General features: G+C 56.3%; 18 protein-coding genes. 5 read left to right on the top strand and 13 right to left on the bottom strand.

Going from position 1 to position 17,779, the window contains the following annotated elements:
• The first annotated feature begins 27 nt into the window (after window positions 1-27).
• From ACQKE4_RS10050 to ACQKE4_RS10035, 4 genes are all read left to right on the top strand, one after another.
• Window positions 28-303, top strand: coding sequence for a CIA30 family protein (locus ACQKE4_RS10050; RefSeq protein ID WP_427388179.1), 276 nt, complete (start codon window positions 28-30; stop codon window positions 301-303).
• A complete protein-coding gene (locus ACQKE4_RS10045; RefSeq protein WP_427388178.1) occupies window positions 260-523 on the top strand; it encodes a CIA30 family protein in 264 nt (87 codons plus the stop codon). Before ACQKE4_RS10050 ends, ACQKE4_RS10045 begins: the two co-directional genes overlap by 44 nt.
• Before the next feature lie 84 nt (window positions 524-607).
• On the top strand, window positions 608-2,368 hold the full coding sequence (aceK, locus tag ACQKE4_RS10040) for a bifunctional isocitrate dehydrogenase kinase/phosphatase (RefSeq protein ID WP_427388177.1): 1,761 nt from the start codon (window positions 608-610) through the stop codon (window positions 2,366-2,368).
• Window positions 2,369-2,411: 43 nt separating this feature from the next.
• Entirely contained in the window at window positions 2,412-3,125 is a 714-nt protein-coding gene (locus tag ACQKE4_RS10035) for an SIR2 family NAD-dependent protein deacylase (protein WP_427388176.1), read from the top strand.
• Window positions 3,126-3,130: 5 nt separating this feature from the next.
• On the opposite strand, the gene bioA is transcribed toward ACQKE4_RS10035, so the two are convergent.
• From bioA to bioB, 6 genes are all read right to left on the bottom strand, one after another.
• Window positions 3,131-4,417, bottom strand: coding sequence for an adenosylmethionine--8-amino-7-oxononanoate transaminase (gene bioA, locus ACQKE4_RS10030; RefSeq protein WP_427388175.1), 1,287 nt, complete (start codon window positions 4,415-4,417; stop codon window positions 3,131-3,133).
• Window positions 4,414-5,103, bottom strand: coding sequence for a dethiobiotin synthase (gene bioD / locus ACQKE4_RS10025; protein ID WP_427388174.1), 690 nt, complete (start codon window positions 5,101-5,103; stop codon window positions 4,414-4,416). Before bioD ends, bioA begins: the two co-directional genes overlap by 4 nt.
• A complete protein-coding gene (locus tag ACQKE4_RS10020) occupies window positions 5,100-5,864 on the bottom strand; it encodes a methyltransferase domain-containing protein (protein ID WP_427388190.1) in 765 nt (254 codons plus the stop codon). The genes bioD and ACQKE4_RS10020 overlap by 4 nt, the downstream gene beginning before the upstream one ends.
• Window positions 5,865-5,938: 74 nt before the next feature.
• Complete coding sequence (locus ACQKE4_RS10015) at window positions 5,939-6,667, bottom strand: alpha/beta fold hydrolase (RefSeq protein ID WP_427388172.1); 729 nt, start codon at window positions 6,665-6,667, stop codon at window positions 5,939-5,941.
• Complete coding sequence (gene bioF / locus ACQKE4_RS10010) at window positions 6,649-7,806, bottom strand: 8-amino-7-oxononanoate synthase (protein WP_427388171.1); 1,158 nt, start codon at window positions 7,804-7,806, stop codon at window positions 6,649-6,651. Before bioF ends, ACQKE4_RS10015 begins: the two co-directional genes overlap by 19 nt.
• On the bottom strand, window positions 7,799-8,887 hold the full coding sequence (gene bioB, locus ACQKE4_RS10005; RefSeq protein WP_427388170.1) for a biotin synthase BioB: 1,089 nt from the start codon (window positions 8,885-8,887) through the stop codon (window positions 7,799-7,801). The genes bioF and bioB overlap by 8 nt, the downstream gene beginning before the upstream one ends.
• A gap of 177 nt (window positions 8,888-9,064) precedes the next feature.
• Between bioB and ACQKE4_RS10000 the strand changes: the two genes are divergently transcribed.
• Complete coding sequence (locus ACQKE4_RS10000) at window positions 9,065-9,844, top strand: tRNA-uridine aminocarboxypropyltransferase (protein ID WP_427388169.1); 780 nt, start codon at window positions 9,065-9,067, stop codon at window positions 9,842-9,844.
• A 38-nt stretch (window positions 9,845-9,882) separates the two neighbouring features.
• On the opposite strand, the gene ACQKE4_RS09995 is transcribed toward ACQKE4_RS10000, so the two are convergent.
• The 7 genes from ACQKE4_RS09995 to fmt form a co-directional block, all read right to left on the bottom strand.
• On the bottom strand, window positions 9,883-10,779 hold the full coding sequence (locus ACQKE4_RS09995) for a DMT family transporter (protein ID WP_427388168.1): 897 nt from the start codon (window positions 10,777-10,779) through the stop codon (window positions 9,883-9,885).
• Window positions 10,776-12,059 carry a TraB/GumN family protein gene (locus ACQKE4_RS09990; protein WP_427388167.1) on the bottom strand — a complete coding sequence of 428 codons (1,284 nt, stop codon included), beginning with the start codon at window positions 12,057-12,059 and terminating at the stop codon, window positions 10,776-10,778. The genes ACQKE4_RS09995 and ACQKE4_RS09990 overlap by 4 nt, the downstream gene beginning before the upstream one ends.
• Before the next feature lie 61 nt (window positions 12,060-12,120).
• Window positions 12,121-13,569: a TrkH family potassium uptake protein gene (locus ACQKE4_RS09985; RefSeq protein ID WP_427388165.1), complete on the bottom strand. Its 1,449-nt coding sequence runs from the start codon at window positions 13,567-13,569 to the stop codon at window positions 12,121-12,123.
• Window positions 13,570-13,622: 53 nt separating this feature from the next.
• Window positions 13,623-14,996: a Trk system potassium transporter TrkA gene (gene trkA, locus ACQKE4_RS09980; protein WP_427388163.1), complete on the bottom strand. Its 1,374-nt coding sequence runs from the start codon at window positions 14,994-14,996 to the stop codon at window positions 13,623-13,625.
• A gap of 172 nt (window positions 14,997-15,168) precedes the next feature.
• Window positions 15,169-15,375, bottom strand: a complete 207-nt coding sequence (locus ACQKE4_RS09975) for a dodecin (protein ID WP_008959783.1) — start codon at window positions 15,373-15,375, stop codon at window positions 15,169-15,171.
• A 49-nt stretch (window positions 15,376-15,424) separates the two neighbouring features.
• Window positions 15,425-16,762, bottom strand: a complete 1,338-nt coding sequence (gene rsmB, locus ACQKE4_RS09970; protein ID WP_427388189.1) for a 16S rRNA (cytosine(967)-C(5))-methyltransferase RsmB — start codon at window positions 16,760-16,762, stop codon at window positions 15,425-15,427.
• Window positions 16,762-17,751, bottom strand: a complete 990-nt coding sequence (gene fmt, locus ACQKE4_RS09965; protein WP_427388161.1) for a methionyl-tRNA formyltransferase — start codon at window positions 17,749-17,751, stop codon at window positions 16,762-16,764. The genes rsmB and fmt overlap by 1 nt, the downstream gene beginning before the upstream one ends.
• Window positions 17,752-17,779: the final 28 nt, after the last annotated feature.

The raw sequence follows: 17,779 nt of genomic DNA, 5'->3' as shown, positions 1-17,779 counted from the left end.
TTTTTAAGCTGAGCGTAAGAAGTGTGTATGGCGCTGACCTTTGATGATCCTTATGAACAGCAGCGCTGGTATTCCGTTGATGATGGCGTCATGGGCGGCGTGTCTCAGGGTGGCTTTAGCGTCACAGGAGGCGAAGGGCGTTTCCATGGTGAGGTGTCGCTGGAAAACGGTGGTGGTTTTGCGTCGGTTCGTCGTGAGCCTGACACTTTTGAAGCAACGCTTGCGGATGCACAAGGCATAACGTTAACCGGACGGGGTGATGGCCGCACCTATCAACCTGCGCCTAAAAAGTACCTCCCTTAGCGATGCTTCAGCTTACCGAGTGAGATTTACCCCTGCGCAAAATAGCTGGGAGACATTGCATTTTCCCTGGAGCGCTTTTGAGGCCGTGCGCCGGGGAACGGTGCTGAGCGATGCCCCAGGGATAACGCCAAGTGAAATCTACCAGATCGGATTCTTAATCGCTGATCGGACCGCCGGCCCATTCTGCCTGCAGATCAAACGTATGGATCTCGCGAGTTAAAACTCCATGGGTTCCCCACCAAGGTCGTCTCGTATGTAGTTTCCAGTTGCACGAAGCTGTTGGAAATCATCTGGAGTTTGGCCTGTGAAACACTCCCCTGGGTACCGCTTAGCGACGACGATTCTGCATGGTTTTGATGAGTACCGCGCGCGTTTTAAAGAAATCACTGCCGATGCCAGTCGTCGCTTTCGTGATGCGGCCTGGCGTGACGCCCAGCAGGCATCTGCCGAGCGAATCAATCTCTACCAGCAAAAAATCGATGTCACCCTGGGGCGCTTAAAGCGCACCTTTGACCCCGGCGTGGTTGCACACTGCGAGAGCTGGCGCGAAGCGCGTAGCCACTACGCTGAGCTGATCAGCCATCGACTCGACTTTGAACTGGCGGAAACCTTCTTTAACTCACTGTTCTGCGCCATTTTCCACCACCGCCATATCCGCAACGACTGGATGTTTGTGTATAGCTCCCGGGAGGATGCTGCCCACCGCTCGGGGATTGAGCTGTGCCGTAGACATAGAGTCAACGGCGACTGGCAGGCAGCGCTCAAGTGGGCGCTGATGGATGCGCCATTGGAGAATCGCTTTGCGGATATCAGCCACGATACCCAGCTAGGCGCTACGTTTTTACAGCAGCACTTACCAGCGACTATTTTGAATGCCGATGACACTGAAATCGAGCTGCTCAATAGCGTCTTCTACCGCAATAAAGGTGCTTACCTAGTCGGGCGCATCCTGGGCGGCGGCGAGCAGGTGCCGCTAGTGCTACCGGTACTCCATGGCGAAGGGTTTGGCGACCAGCAAGGGGGCGACCCTTGTCTGCATCTGGATACCGTGCTGATCGAAACCGATGAAGTCTCGATTATCTTCTCCTTCACCCGCGCCTACTTTCAGGTCGAGGTGGCAGTACCTAGAGAGTTTGTTGACTACCTACAGCAGCTAATGCCGCATAAGCCGGAAGGCGAGCTCTACGCCTCAATCGGCTTTTTCAAGCATGGTAAAACCGCGTTTTTTCGGGCGCTTAATCATCAGGTAGCCAAGCGTGAAGATCACTTCATTATCGCCCCTGGCGTGCGTGGCATGGTGATGGCGGTGTTTGTGCTGCCCAGTTTCCGCACCGTCTTTAAAATCATTAAAGATAAGTTCGATCCAGCCAAAGAGGTGACCCACGCGGTGGTGCGCGAAAAATACCGCCTGGTAAAGCGCCATGACCGGGTTGGGCGTATGGCCGATACTCAGGAATTCTCTAATTTTATTGTTCGTCAGGATCATTTTGCGCCGGATTGCCTGGAGCACTTATTGGCAGTGGCGCCCTCAACCGTGGTGTTGAAAGACGACAAGGTGATTATTAAACACTGCTATACCGAGCGGATGATGATCCCGCTAAATATCTATCTGGAGCAGTGTAGCGACGCAGAGACGGTCATGGTGCTTAAGGATTACGGTAATGCCATTAAGCAGATGGCTGCAGCGAATATTTTTCCTGGCGACATGTTGTTAAAAAACTTTGGCGTGACGCGTCATGGCCGGGTGATTTTTTACGATTACGATGAAGTCTGCTATCTCACCGAATGTCGTTTTCGTCACATTCCCAAGTCCTACGGCAATGATTTCCAGGGGGGCGATACGTTATCCATTGGGCCAAACGATATCTTTCCCGAGGAGTTCGGGCCCTTTATGTTTGCCAATAAAACACTGCGCGATATATTCATGCATCAGCACCCAGAGCTCTTCGACCCGGATTACTGGCTTGAACTGCAGCAGGCGATCATCGATGGCCGCGTCATCGACGTTTACCCTTACCGCAATAAGCAGCGTTTTGCGGGTAGCATCGGCCAGTTGGTATATTAGGGGTCTATTTAGCGTGCAATGAAGCATCGATAACGAGGTAATCATGGCAGCAAGCCCGCATTTGGTGGTGTTTACCGGCTCGGGGATTAGCGCCGAGAGCGGGATTAAAACCTTTCGTGCCAGCGACGGTCTGTGGGAAAACCATCCGGTTGAGGACGTTGCGACCCCCCAGGCATGGCAGCGTAATCCACAGCAGGTGTTGGATTTCTATAATCAGCGCCGCGAGCAGATCCGTAAAGCCAAACCCAATGCCGCTCATAAAGCGCTGGCAGCGCTTGAGCAAGAAGGCTTTCACGTCAGTATCATTACCCAGAACATTGATGACCTGCATGAGCGTGCAGGGTCGCGGAGTGTATTGCATTTACACGGTGAAATCTTAAAAGCGCGTTCATCAGTCGATGAGCGCATGCGCTATCCGCTGCTTAAAGGCGGCATCGAATTGGGTAGTGTATGCGACAAGGGCAGCCAGCTGCGTCCTGATGTGGTGTGGTTTGGTGAGGCGGTACCGCTGTTTGAAGACGCCTGCGAGCTTGTCAGTCAGGCTGATTTTCTGCTGGTGGTGGGCACTTCCCTGGCGGTCATGCCCGCCGCATCGCTGTTGTCTTACATTGACTACGATACGCCCTGTGCGCTGGTCGACCCGGACGCGGATATGCTTAGCCCAGCGGGTGTGCTGGCGATCAACACCACTGCTGGTGAGGGCGTGCCAGCCCTGGTGAATCGCTGGAAGCAGCAGGGTAATCTGCTGCTGCCCTAAGCTTTTTACTGTTCCAGAAACCACGCCTTCATGACGTCGGTAACCTTGGTCATTTCCGCTTCCGTGGTGATGTAGGCAGGCATGGTATACAGCCAGCGACCAATGGGTCGCAGCCATACGCCACGCTGGCGGGCGAAGTTACCCACGCCTTTTAGCGCCTCAGCAGAGTGGGCTTCAATGACCGCCGTAGCACCGAGGACGCGGACATCGGCTACCTTGCTGTGCGTGCGTAGCTGCTCGTCGTCAACTAACTCCCGACGCAGCAAGTGATTTAACTGATCAATCTTGCCGAGATAGCTCTCTTCCTCAAAGACCCGCAGGCTTTCCAGCGCGACACGGCAGGCCAGCGGGTTCCCCATAAAAGTAGGTCCGTGCATAAAGGCGTGATGGGGGCTATCGCCGATAAAGGCGTCGTAAACACGATCCGTGGCAAGTGTCGCGGCGTGGCCCAGGTATCCGCCGGTCAAGCCTTTGGAGAGCACCATAATGTCGGGTGTGACGCCAGCGTGGTCGGCGGCAAACAGTTTGCCGGTGCGGCCAAAGCCGGTAGCCACCTCGTCAAAAATCAGCAGTACGCCAAACTCATCGCACAGTTCGCGTGCGCCGGTTAGATAGGCGGGCGAGGTCATATTGAGTCCACCGGCGGCCTGTAGCAGCGGCTCCATCAGCAGTGCGGCTATCTCGTGGTGGTGGCGTTCCAGTACCTCACGCAGGCCAGCCAAATCCTGGGCAACCTGCTCAGGCGTAGCGTCATAAGGGGCGGTGGGCGCCGGAGCGAAGTGATGTTTAGGCAGCAGGCTGGCGAACAGACTATGCATCCCCTCTTCCGGGTCGCAAACCGCCATACAGCCGGTAGTGTCACCGTGGTAGGCCTTCATCAATGAGAGCATGCGGCTTTTTTCAGGGTGGCCGGTAAGCACCTGGTACTGCAGCGCCATTTTCATAGCGACTTCCATGCCCACTGAGCCACTGTCGGAGTAGAACACGTGATTCAGTCCGGCGGGGGTGATGCGCACCAATTCGCGGGCTAATTGATCGGCGGGTTCGTGGGTTAAGCCACCCAGCATGACATGGCACAGTTCCCCTGCCTGTTCGCGAATGGCCGCCACCAAGCGCGGGTGCCCATAGCCATGAATCATGCACCACCAGGAACAGGTGGCATCCAGCAGCCGTTCGCCGCTCTCAAGCACAAAGTGAACACCGTCACCGCCGACGACCTTGGGTGCAGGCGTATGGGTTTTTAAGTGGGCATAAGGATGCCAAACGTGGCGTTGCCCAACCGATGTGCTCATAACGACTCCAGTGATAAGTAGCGGTGCGCCGTGGCGGCGTCAGGGTGGGCAAGGTGGGGAATAATGCCCAAGCAAGGGGCCGCAAGTTTGGCGTTTAAATGAGCAATATTGGCATCAAAGCGAGCTGGATCCGCCGCAAAAAGCGGATCAACCACGCTGCCCGCCCAGCCGGCAAGCAGTAAGCCATCGGCACGAATGGCCTCCGCCGTTAAGCGGGCGTGATTTAAGCAGCCCAGTTTTAAACCAACCACCAAAATAACCGGCAGCTCAAGGGCGATGGCCACGTCACAAAAATCGTCCTGGTCGTTTAAGGGGACTCGCCAGCCGCCTGCACCCTCTATCAAGGTAAAGTCGCGTGGGGATTGGCGAAGCGTTTCACTCAGGAAGTGAGCAATGGCGCTGGCTTTTAGCGGTTGGCCTACCTCTAACGCGGCTAAGTGGGGCGCAATAGCGGGTTCGAAGGTGAGGGGGTTAACCCGTTCGTAGGCGACCGGCGGAACGCTTTGCTGCTGAAGGGCGAGGGCATCGCGATTGCGCAGGTGGCCATTGATTCGCTCGCTGCCAGAGGCTACCGGCTTAAGGCCAAGCGTGCTCAACTGCTGTTGGCGGGCGGTATAGAGTAACCCGCTGGTGACTAGCGTTTTACCGACATCGGTGTCGGTGCCAGTAATGAAAAATGCACTCATTGGGGTTTTTCCAGCGTTAACGTTAGGCAGTGGTAACTCACTGGCAAGCCTTCCGGTTGGCGTAACTGCTCATAGCGCGCCTTGGCAGCGGCGATATCTCGCCGGGTAATATGAGCTTGCGGTCTGGCGAGCTGGGCACCGACGCCTTTGATAGATGCCATTACCGCGTTCAAGTCGGGGTAGTAGTAGCGCTCAACGTTGGCGGTTTGCCGGTTGATGGTTAAGCCGCTTTCAGCGATCGCCACTGCAACGCTTATTTGATTGGGCGTTTGCAGTAGCGCTTCGGGGCGCTGCCAGGCGAAGGCAATCTCTGCCAGAGTGCCCGACAGTAAGGTAGTAATATGCGCGTGGCCGCCTGGCTCAAGCACGCGGTAAATCGCCTTCATCACAGCGCCAATATCGCGACACCACTGCACTGCCAAGTTGGAAAATACAAGATCAACGCTGCATTCACTAAACGGCAGCGCTGCCGCATCGCCCTGTTGCCAGTGGATACCTTCGCCGTAGCGCTGGCGGGCCTGTTCCAGCATGCCAGGGGCGATATCCAGGCCGGCCAGTTGAGCCGCGGGGTAGCGTTCGGCCAGGCGCTGGGTCCAGTAGCCGGTGCCGCATCCCATATCAACAATGCGGGTGGCAGATGCTGGCAGTGTGTTCCATAGCCCTTCACCTATCTGGCGCTGTGCGGTGGCTAGCGCATCGTAGCGGGGGGCGGCTCTGGAAAAGGCGTGGGCCACACGTGCCTGCCAGTTATCTTCGCAAATCTCTTTGTTAAGCCCTTCGCCAGGCCCTTCGCCAACATCTTCGGCAAGGTGTTGGGTAAGCGCTGTTTGCTCGGTCACAACACCTCCGCGCTGGCGTTAGTCAGCTTAGTGGAATGGTGGGTAATCGCAGCGGTTAACGCTTGGGGCTGCGATAACATAGGGCAGTGTCCAACATCGCTTAACCGTTCCCCTGCCCTGCGTTGGCCAGGGCTTATCAGTGGATCCTGCTCACCAATCAGCGTAATGATCGGGCAGGCAGCCGTGACGAAGTGCTGACGATTATCGAGCTCTGCCAGCCACTCAAGGCCCCGGGTAAGCGTTGCAGGGTCAGCACTGGGTGAATCGCCCAGCAGTTCATTAAGGCGCTGATAGGCCTGCCGTGCATTGGGTTCCCCCTGGGCCTGCCAGCGCAAAAAGTGTCGCCAGGTAGCGTTCGGGTTACGGCGAAAGGCGCGCTGGAAGCTGCCAAGCTCGCGCTGGGAGACGCCGTCTTCAGCGCAGAATGTCGCGCCAGCCCCAAGCAGAATAAGCCCTTTAGGGGCGGGTAGATGGTTGAGCAAAGCAGTGGCCAGTAACCCCCCCAAGGACCAGCCTACCCAGATGGCATCGCTGGGGAGGGCGTCGGCCATGGATGCCGCCAACTGCGCTAGGGTGGCATTAGCGGGTAGCGCGGGAGTATCCCCATAGCCTGGCCAGTCGATAGGCTGAGCCTCAATGGCGCTTGGCCAGTAGCCCTCAAGTGACTGCCAAATACGCTGATCAATGCCCCAGCCTGAGAGCAGCACTAAGCGTTGGCGGGGCACGCTGCCTCCTCGCGTTGACAGGCGGCAAGCGCCCCCAATAAGCGCTCAATTTGGTGGCGAGAATGGCGTGCGCTCAGCGTAATGCGCAGCCTTGCTTCACCCTTGGGTACCGTGGGTGGGCGAATGGCTCCCACATGGACACCGTGCTGATGCAGCCGTGCAGCCCAGTGCAGGGTGCGTGCTTCATCGGCCAATATCAGCGGCTGAATGGGGGTGTGTGAGGCGCTTAGCGGTAGCCCTAAATGGGTCGCTTGGCGGCGAAAATAAGCGATATTGGCGTTTAGCTGAGCGCGGAGTTCTGGCTCACTCTGGACAATCTCCAGCGCTTTTAAAGTCGCGGCGGCGATGGCCGGAGGCTGGGCGGTGGTATAGATATAGCTGCGTGAAAACTGAATCAGGTGATCGATTAACTCGGTATCGCCAGCAACAAACGCCCCAGCAGTACCTAACGCTTTGCCTAACGTGCCGACAAGAATCGGTACATCCGCGCTATTCCAGGTGCTACCCACGCAGCCGCTGCCATTATCGCCTAGCACGCCTACGCCATGGGCATCATCGATCATTAGCCAGGCGCTGTGCTGCTGACTGACCTCGACAAGCGTGGCGATGTCGGCGATATCGCCATCCATACTGAAAACGCCATCGCTGACCACGAGCTTATGCGCGCAGTCACTGAGCGCTAGCAGGCTTGCCAGATCAATAGCATTCCGGTGATGAAAGCGCCGCGAGCGGGCTCCGCTTAACACAGCGCCATCAATTAGCGATGCATGGTTGAGTCGGTCTTGGAAAATAGCGGTATGGCGATCTGCCAACGCTTGCAGCACGCCTAGATTGGCCATATAACCGGTAGAAAACAGCAGCGCACGTTCGCGGCCCGTCCAGCGCGCTAGTGCTTCTTCCAGAGCGTCGTGAATTTCCAGATGACCGCTGACCAAATGCGAAGCGCCTGCACCTGCACCGTATCGGCGAGCGCCCGCTGCCTGGGCCTCGCTAACGCGCGGGTCTTGAGCGATGCCCAGATAGTCGTTACCTGCAAAGTTGAGGGTATTGCTTTTGGCTACCTGTCGAGTGCGCCAGCGATCCGTCTGTTGACGATGAGCGCGGGCGTCGGCCAGACGCTGTTGCCACGCTTCAGACACTGGCGTCTACCGCCAGCTCAGCAACGCGTTCGGCGTGCACCTGCTGCTGTGCCTGTTGGGCAAGGCGTGCCGCTTGGGCACCTTCGCTTTCGCAGGTCTCGCGCTTTTCCGGATGCAGGCCCAGCTTGGCAAAAAGGGCACGGTCACGATCTGCCTCGGGATTGCCGGTGGTCAGTAGCTTATCACCGTAGAAGATTGAATTGGCGCCAGCTAAAAACGCCAGTGCCTGGGTGGATTCACTCATTTGCCCACGGCCTGCGGAGAGCCGCACGTGGCTCTGGGGCATCATAATGCGAGCGACCGCGATGGCACGAATAAACTCGATGGGGTCTAGGTCTTCAACGTTTTCCAGCGGCGTGCCGGGCACTTTTACCAGCATATTGATCGGTACTGATTCTGGATGTGGTGACAGTTTGGCCAGCTGTTGCAGCAGGGCGCTACGATCTTGGGCATCTTCACCCATGCCGAGAATGCCGCCAGAGCAGACTTTCATGCCCGCATCGCGCACGTTGGAGAGCGTGTCCAGCCGGTCGCTGTAGGTGCGGGTGGTTATGATTTCGCCGTAGTACTCCGGCGAGGTATCCAGGTTATGGTTGTAATAATCCAGCCCTGCGATAGCGAGTCGGCCGGCTTGTTCGCCATCGATCATCCCCAGCGTCATGCAGGTTTCCAGACCCAGCGATTTCACCTGACGAACCATCTCTTCGACCAGCAGTAGATCCTTATCGCGAGGGCTGCGCCAGGCAGCACCCATGCAAAAACGGCTGGCGCCTGCTTCCTTGGCTGCCTTGGCTTGTGCGACGACCTTCTCAATTTCCAGCAGCTTCTCTTTTTCTAGCTGGGTATTGTAGTGGCCGGATTGAGGGCAATATTTGCAATCTTCCGGGCAGGTGCCGGTTTTGATCGAAAGCAGGGTAGAGACCTGAACCGCATTAGCATCAAAGTGGGCGCGGTGCACTTGCTGGGCATGAAACAGCAAATCATTAAACGGCAGGGCGAACAGTGCGCTGATCTCGTCCAGTGTCCAGTCGTGGCGCTGCGGATAGCCTTGGTGCTGGGAGGGCACGCGAGTCAGACTCATGGGTGTAAACCTTTTTTAAATTAATAGTTGACCAGACTTTAGCGGCGTTGTGCTTTGGGTGTCAACGTTGTTTTTTTTTTAGGTTTACGGTGGTGTTGGAAACATTCAGCAAAATATCGCGCGCTCATTTATACTCTGCGCCCTTCTAACTGTTAGTTCCCCTCTTCTGGAGCGCGGATGTCTGCTTTTGATGGCTCTTGTGATAAAGGCTCTGTTGACAAGAGCGCTGTGAATGTTCGCTCGATTGATGGTTCAGCCACTGAGCATCCTCGCCCGCCAAGACGTGAGTTCAAGGCTCGCGGCAGCTTTGTTACCCGCTGTGAAGGCTGCAATTTGCCGGCAATGAACTGTCTGTGTCCCTATAAAGTGAAGGCGGACAGTCACGCCCAAGTATGGTTGCTGACGCACCCGTTGGAGCATTTTAAACCGACGAATACCGGTCGCTTGATCAGCGATGTCATCACCACAACGCGGGTGTTTACCTGGTACCGTGTGGCGCCGGATGCAGAGTTAGTTGCACTGCTAAAAGACCCGCGCTATGCGCCCTTCTTGATTTTTCCTGATGACCAGCCCGACTACGCCGATCGTGTGGTGGACATAGATGCGGTTCACACGGCGAAGGCTGAGCAGCGGATTCCGGTCTTTATCATTCTGGATGGCACCTGGCGTCAGGCACGGCGAATATTTCGCAAAAGCGCCTACCTTGATCAGCTGCCCATATTGCCACTTCGCACTGAGCGGGAGACCCGGTACCGGCTACGCAAGCCGGCGTCCAAAGCGCATCTATGTACTGTCGAAGTGGCCATTGAGCTATTGCGTCAGGGCGAAGATATAAATGCTGCGGATGTATTGGATGACTACTTTGAGGTGTTTAACGATAGCTACTCGGCGAGCCGCTTCTATCACAAAATCGATCCACCAACAGCGGCCATGCAGAGGCTACTAGCACGCGTATAGTACGTATAGATCAGTACGTATAGATTAGTACGTATAGATTAGCTGGGCAGCCAGCGCTGCAGTACTTTGCGCACCCAATACCAGCGGTTGATAAGTAGCGCGGTAAATATCAGCCCGCAGCCGATAAGTTGCAGTAGGGTCATGGTTTCGCTAAACCACCAGCCCGCTAGCAGAGCGGTCCAGACAGCTTCAAGCATCAGGATAACCGCGGCATGGCTGGGAGTGGTCATGCTTTGTGCTTTAATCTGTATGTAAAAACGCAGTGAGCTCGCCAATAGTGCACTGGCCAAAAACCACCCTACAATTGAAGGGGATAGGCTAGGCGTTTCTCGCTCGGTCAGCAGCGAGATCAGCGTCAGAGCCGTACCGACCACAAGTAGTTGGAGCGTGGCGAACGGTAGTGGCGGTAAGTTACGCACCACCCGGGTATTAATGTTGATCAGTACCGCAAAGCAGAGCGCGGAGCAGACCATAAAGAGTTGGCTGGCTTCTATGGTAAAGCCTGCGTTCAGCGATAGAAGAACAAACCCTATTAGCGCGACCGGCAGGGCAATCCACGTAGTGCACGGCGGCCTATCTCCAAACAGCAGCCTCGCCACAATCGGTACTAACAGAATGCCCAGGCTATGAATAAAGGCGCTCTCGCCAAGGTGCGTAGAGTGTTCAAGCCCTAGCACCCAACAAGCAATCGCAGCACTAAACAGCAGCCCGACAAAAGCACCGCGGCGCACTCGGCGAGCAGGCATACGGCGCAGCGCGGGCCATGCGAACACCATCAGAATCAAACCAGCGAGTAAAAACCGTGTGCCGATAAACAGCATCGGCGGCATGCCCGCCAATGCTTCTTTTGATGAAATCCAACCCCCCGCGGCCAACAGTGTTACCAATAGTAGTAGCGCATCAGCTTGCCAGGGGGCGCGTTTAATGGTGTTCAACCAGCGCCACCGCCAAACAGTGCGCCCGCGATTCTAAACCCGGCGACCCAGGTGCCGATGGCAGAACCTACGGTGGCAAGAATAAACACCAATAACGTGCGCGATACGCGGTTTTTCCACCACCCCTTTAGCTGGGTGACATCATGGCGCAGCGATGAAAAATCGCGCACTTTAGGTTTACGCATGAAAAGCTCAACCCCAGCTGCGACAAAGCCCGCGCCGATGGTCGGGTTCAGTGAGGTCAACGGGGCGGCAAAGAAAGTCGCAATCACGGTCACAGGGTGCGCTAAGGCGATAATCGTTGCGCCACCGGAGAGAATACCGTTAATCAAAAACCACTCCAGCACCAGCTGCCAGCCAAGGTCAGTATTGCGCGAAAAGCCAATCGCAAAGCCGGTAAGCACCAATGCGGTAATCAGCCAAGGGAGCATTTTCCATAGCTTTGATGGCGGAGGGGAGGCTTCGAGCGATTCGCGTTCAACCTTCGGGTCAGCGGGGAGCGGCGTTTCAAGATGCTCGCTGGTGCCTTTCAAGTGGCCCGCCCCGATGACGACTAGCACATGCTGATAGCGCCCCGGCGGCGCGTCTTCTGCCAAACGAAGTGCCATATAACGGTCACGCTCACGAATCAGCGGGTTATAGAGCGCTTCCGATTCGGCGGCAAACTCACTGAAAGTGGCTTCCAGCATATCGCCTTCTTTGAGCTTTTCGATATCCTCTTTAGAGACATCCTGGCGGGAAAGCACGCTGCCGATCAGACCTGAAAACAGCGAGAAACGCTGCCACCAGGGCACGTTACGGTAGATACGTTTCAGCGTTATTCCTACATCGCGATCGACCAGCAGCAGCGGCAATTCGAGGCGACTCGCTTCTTCAACAGCGGCGCGCATTTCGGCGCCGGGCTGAATGCCTGATTGATCGGCAATGCGCTGCTGGAAGGCGCCAAGTGCTAGGCTCGCGGCAACCATGCCCGCTTTGCCTTCTTTAAAGACTTGAAACAGATCCTGTTCGCCCATGGCATCTGGGTTGGACATGCTGTGATGACGAGCGTCGCAGAGTTCTATCGCTACCGCATCAAAAGTGCCGGTATCCAGCAGCTTGCGCACGTCGTCAGCGCTTTCGGCTGATACATGGGCGGTGCCCAGCAGGGTGTAACGGGTATCACCGATAGCCATCGTTTTTAACGGCCCGCTGGTGGCCGGTAGTGGCGTCGATGTTGCCGTCAGCGGCCCTTTTTCTGGGGTGGACGCTGCTTGGTGAGACGTATCTTCGTGATTCATTAACAACTCTCAAGTCGGTCAATAAGTGGATCTGATGAGCATGTCTTCTGGAGCGAATGGTTTAGCGTCGCCAGAAAGCAGGGGTAAACAGCACCAGTACCGTAAAAATTTCCAGGCGGCCAAGTAGCATCGCCATTACCAGAATCCATTTCGCCATATCGGGGATCTCGCCATAGTTGGTACTGGCTTCTCCCAGGGCGGGGCCCAGGTTGTTGAGCGCAGACCCGACCGTCGACCAAGCGGTTACTTGATCAACGCCAGTGGCCATCACCCCAACTAACATTAAAAAGAACAGTAGTACGTAAACGGAAAAGAATCCCCATACTGCTTGGGCAATGCTATCAGGAACGCTGACTTTACCTATTTTGACCGCAATGACCGCGTTAGGGTGAATCAGGCGCATGATTTCACGCATGCCTTGCTTGAGGATCAAAATAATCCGGATCACTTTCATGCCGCCGCCAGTGGAGCCTGAACAGCCACCCACGAAGGCCGCTACAAAAAGCAGGAAGGGCAGGGCGCCAGGCCACATAGAAAAATCGGCAACACTGTAGCCAGCAGTCGTTGCTACGGACACCACTTGGAAAACCCCGTGCCGCAGGCCACGTAGTGTATCGTAGGTATTGGTTAGCCACAGAGAAAGCACGGTAATCACGGCTAGCGAGAGCAGAAATAGCATCAAAAATCGTGCTTCGGGGTCACGAAAATAGTGCAGTAGACTTTTTTCACGCCAAGCGATGAAGTGAAGGCTAAAGCTGACGGCTGAAATAAGCATGAACGCGATACAGATCAGCTCAATGGCTGCGCTATCAAAATAGCCGATGCTGGCATCGTAAGTAGAAAAACCGCCATTGGCGACGGTTGAAAAACTGTGGCTTAAAGCATCGAACCAACTCATCCCCGCCAGCATGTAGGCCATCATGCAGGCCACGGTGAGCGTGGCATAGATGTACCACAGTGCTTTAGCAGTTTCGGTGATGCGTGGGGTAAGCTTGGAGTCCTTCAGCGGCCCAGGGATTTCGGTGCGGTACAAGGCCATACCGCCAACGCCCAGGGTAGGCAAAATTGCAACGGCTAAAACGACGATACCCATACCGCCCAGCCACTGCAACTGCTGGCGATAGTAAAGAACCGATTCAGGTAAAAAGTCGATGCCGGTAATCACGGTGGCACCGGTGGTGGTTAACCCAGAGAACGACTCGAATACCGCATCGGTGACGCTCAGCGAACCTTCGCCGAACAGCATCAGGGGTAACGAGCCGAATAGTGCCAGTACTGTCCAGAACATTACGGCGATAATAAAACCGTCACGGATGCGCAGCTCTTTTTGCGAACGGCGATTGGGTAGATAAAGCAGCAGGCCAGTAGCAACAGAAATGGCAATGCCGCTAATGAACGCACTCCATACACCGTCACGAAACCACAATGAGATCAGCGTTGGGGGGAGCATGGTTAGGCTGAACAGCATCAGCAGCAGCCCCAAAATACGCAAAATAACCCGCAGACTCATGGTTGTCGCATGCTCCTGTCATTAGCTGCTGTTGGCAGTGGTTCGGGGGGCTATCAAAAGAACGATAAACCGACTTGGAACAGGCGTTCCACATCGCGGATGCGGCGCTTGTCGATCACAAATAGAATCACATGGTCGCCGCTTTCCACCTTCACATTGCTATGGGCAATCATTACCTCTTTGCCGCGTACAATCGCGCCAATGGTGGTGCCTTCGGGCAGGTCGATTTCACTAATCGTACGGCCTACCACTTTAGACGACTGCTTGTCGCCATGGGCGATAGCTTCGATCGCTTCAGCGGCCCCCCGGCGCAGCGAGTGGACGTTGACGATGTCACCGCGGCGCACGTGGGTGAGTAGGCTGCCGATGGTGGCCTGCTGGGGGGAAATAGCAATATCAATGTCGCCGCCCTGCACCAAATCGACATAAGCGGCGTTGTTAATTAGCGTGAGCACTTTTTTCGCCCCTAGGCGCTTGGCGAGCAGCGACGACATAATATTGACCTCGTCGTCGTTGGTCAGCGCGCAGAAGATATCGCACTCTTCGATGTTCTCTTCTTCCAGCAGCCGCTTGCTGGTGGCGCTACCGTGGAGCACCACGGTGCGATCCAAGCGCTCGGAGAGCGTCGTACAGCGCTCCAGGTTATGCTCAATGATTTTGACCTGGTGGCTATGCTCTAAATGCTCTGCCAGCCGCTCGCCAATATTGCCGCCCCCGGCAATCACCACCCGACGGAAGTCACGCTCGACTCGGCGTAGTTCGCTCATGACCGCACGAATATCCCGTCGTGCGGCGAGGAAAAACACCTCGTCGTCGGCTTCGATCACCGTGTCTCCACGGGGAATAATGGGTCGGCTACGGCGATAGATGGCGGCCACGCGGGTATCCACGTTGGGCATATGGTGGCGAAGAAAGGCTAAGTCCTGCCCCACCAGCGGGCCACCGTAAAACGCTTTGACAGCCACTAACTGCACCAACCCGCCAGCAAACTCCAGTACTTGCAGCGCACCAGGATGCTCAATTAGGCGGCGCACATGGTCGGTTACCACCTGCTCGGGGCTGATCAGTACATCGATGGGAATGGCTTCGTGGGCGAACAGCCCTTTGCGCGTTAAGTACGCTGTTGCCCTTACTCGGGCAATTTTAGTCGGTGTACGAAACAGCGTATGGGCTACTTGGCAAGCGATCATGTTGATCTCATCGCTATTGGTCACGGCGATCAGCATATCGGCGTCTTCGCAGCCAGCCTGGCGCAGCACAATAGGATAAGACCCCGCCCCGGTAACGGTGCGGATATCGAGTTTGGTATGCAGGTCGCGTAGTTTTTTGGCGTCAGTATCGACGACGGTGATGTCGTTTTCTTCGCGGGCAAGGTGTTCTGCCAACGTGCCGCCGACTTGGCCGGCGCCGAGAATGATGATTTTCATTGCTGAGCATCGGTTCCATTAAAAGCGCCAGCGCAATGTCGTTAAGACCTAAGGGGTCTTGAGATGCACCTGACATTTACGGGGCAATAGTTGCCGTCAAGGACCTCTATAATGCGCTGCAATAAAGACGGCGGCCAGTGTAAACTAGCCGCCGCCGAAAAGCAGGTGAGGCTTATTCTAGCGTAAAGCCGACTTTCACAGTCACTTGCCAGTGGGCCACTTGGCCATCTTCAATGTGGCCGCGTGTATCAACCACTTCCAACCAGCGCATATGCTTAATCGTTTCTGATGCTTTGGCTAGTGCGTTCTGAACCGCTTCCTCAATACCTTTCTCGGAAGATCCGGTTAGTTCTACATGCTTGTAGGTGTGATGACTCATGATATCTCCTTCCTTGGTCAAAAATTCACTGCCCGCTATCAGGTGCTGTTTAGGCAGTGCGCTTCTCTAGTCTGGCATAAAAAAAGCCGTCGTGACTGCTCTGTGCTGGAAACAATTGACGCCCTGCGCCGCTGACGATGCCCCAGGCCACATCGTTAGGCGTGGTGACATGCGCGTTCGGCGTGCGGGCAAGAAATGCTTCAATCTGCTCACTGTTCTCTTCAGGCAGTACGGAGCAGGTGGCGTAGAGCAGGGTGCCGCCTTCGCGTAGCATTGGCCAGAGATTATCTAGTAGCTGGCGCTGAAGCTTGGCAAGCGGACGGATATCATCTTTGCGGCGCAGCTTTTTGATATCCGGATGGCGACGTATCACCCCGGTGCCGGAGCAAGGCGCATCCAGCAGAATGGCATCAAATGGCGTGCCGCTCCACCAGTCGCGCACGGTCGCATCAGCGTGCTGGAGTGTCGCCTCAATGCCTAACCGGCTGAGGGTGTCCTCCACCCTAGCCAAGCGCTGATTGTCGCTATCGATAGCAGTAAGGTTGATATCAAACTGCTCCAATAAATGAGCGGTTTTACCGCCAGGCGCACAGCAAGCATCCAAGACGTGCGCGCCGGGGCGTGGTGCGAGCGCGGGGCCTAGTAGCGCAGCCGATAGCTGAGCGGCCTCGTCTTGAACGCTAACGTGACCCTCTTCAAAACCAGGCAGTGCGGTCACGTCGCAGGGCGTTTCCAGTGTAATCGCATCGGGTGCATGGGGGCATAATTGGCCGTTCAACCCCTGTTCGGTGAGCATGCCCAAATAAGCTTCACGGTCGTTGAAACGCTGATTCACCCTTAGTGTCATCGGACCGGCGTGGTTGTTGGCTTCAATAATATCGCGCCACTGTTCCGGCCACGCCTGACGCAGTGCGTTAAGTAGCCAGGGAGGATGCTCTAGCGCCACGCTCTCATCCCGATCAACCTGGACCTGGAGAGCTTCGGATTCGCGCTGCAGACGGCGTAAACAGCCGTTCAACACTCGCGTAGCCCACTCTTTGCCGAGTAGACGGGCAGCGCCGGCGGTTTCGCCCACCGCTGCGTGGGCGGGAATACGCATATACAGCAGTTGGTAGATACCGACTAACAACAGCGCCTGAACATCATTGTCGCGCTTCTTAAACGGCTGCTTCAGTAGTGCGCCCGCCAAGGCCTCAAGACGCGGTAAACGACGGCAGGTACCGAAGCAAAGCTCTTTGAGCAGTCCGCGGTCGCGGGCCACCACGCTGTGCTCATCTAACCCGGCTAGTGAGCCTTGGTCGCTAAGTACCGGCGCTAGCGCACGCGCAGCAGCGGCGCGTACTTCTTGACCACTGCCCGCGTTCTGTGAGGGGCGTTTTTGACTCATCATGTGTTTCCTTCGCTGGCCTGTGCCGCGGTTTGACCAAGGCGAGTACCGGTGGCAAGGCGCGCGTGGCGCGCATTAAGTAGATCACGCACAGCCATGGCTTTTCCGCCCGGCAGCTGCGCGCTGGTGACGCACAAAACATCGCGGCCCTCTTTCCCGCAGGCAATCCGTAGGTGATCATCGCCGTGGTCTAGTAGCGTGCCAGGGACGCAAGCAGGGTGTTGCCCCTCTTCTACGCTGGCCATTAGCAATCGAAGACGGTCATCGCCTAGCGCGCACCAGGCAACTGGCCAAGGGTTAAAAGCGCGAATCTTACTGGCTAGCTGATGAGCCGGTTGTTCAAAATCAAGCTCGGCTTCTGCTTTACTGAGCTTGGCGGCATAGGTCACGCCCTCTTCGGGCTGAGGGGTAGCGTCAACGGACCCTGCGGCGAGAGTATCCAGCACGTTGATTAGTGCATTAGCACCTTGAATCGCCAGCCGGTCGTGCAAGTCACCGCCGGTAGTGCGCTGCGTAATGGGCGTGCGCACCTCTGAAAGCATGGCGCCGGTATCCAGGCCTGCATCCATCTGCATAATGGTCACACCCGATACGCTATCGCCCGCCTCAATGGCGCGCTGAATCGGCGCCGCGCCACGCCAACGGGGCAGCAGAGAGGCGTGCACGTTAATGCAGCCCAGCCGTGGTGTATCGAGCACGGCTTGGGGAAGCAGCAGTCCATAAGCCACAACGACCATAATGTCCGCATTAAGCGCGGCCAGTTCGGCTTGAGCTGCCGACTCTTTTAGCGTCTGGGGCTGATAGACTGGTAAAGCGTGCTCAATGGCCAACTGTTTGACGGGGCTGGGCGTTAGCTTGCGGCCGCGACCAGCGGGACGGTCAGGCTGGGTATACACCGCCGCCACCTCGTGCTGGCTCTCCAGCAGGGCGGCCAAACTTGAAGCGGCGAATTCAGGCGTGCCGGCAAAAACAACGCGCAATCGTGACATATAGAGATGGCTACCTGGCGTATCTGTA

Origin of the sequence: Halomonas sp. NPDC076908 (assembly GCF_050269715.1) — a bacterium.
Classification (GTDB): Bacteria; Pseudomonadota; Gammaproteobacteria; order Pseudomonadales; family Halomonadaceae; genus Vreelandella.
Note: the sequence above shows the minus strand (reverse complement) of the source record. Positions and strands in the feature narration are given on the sequence as shown.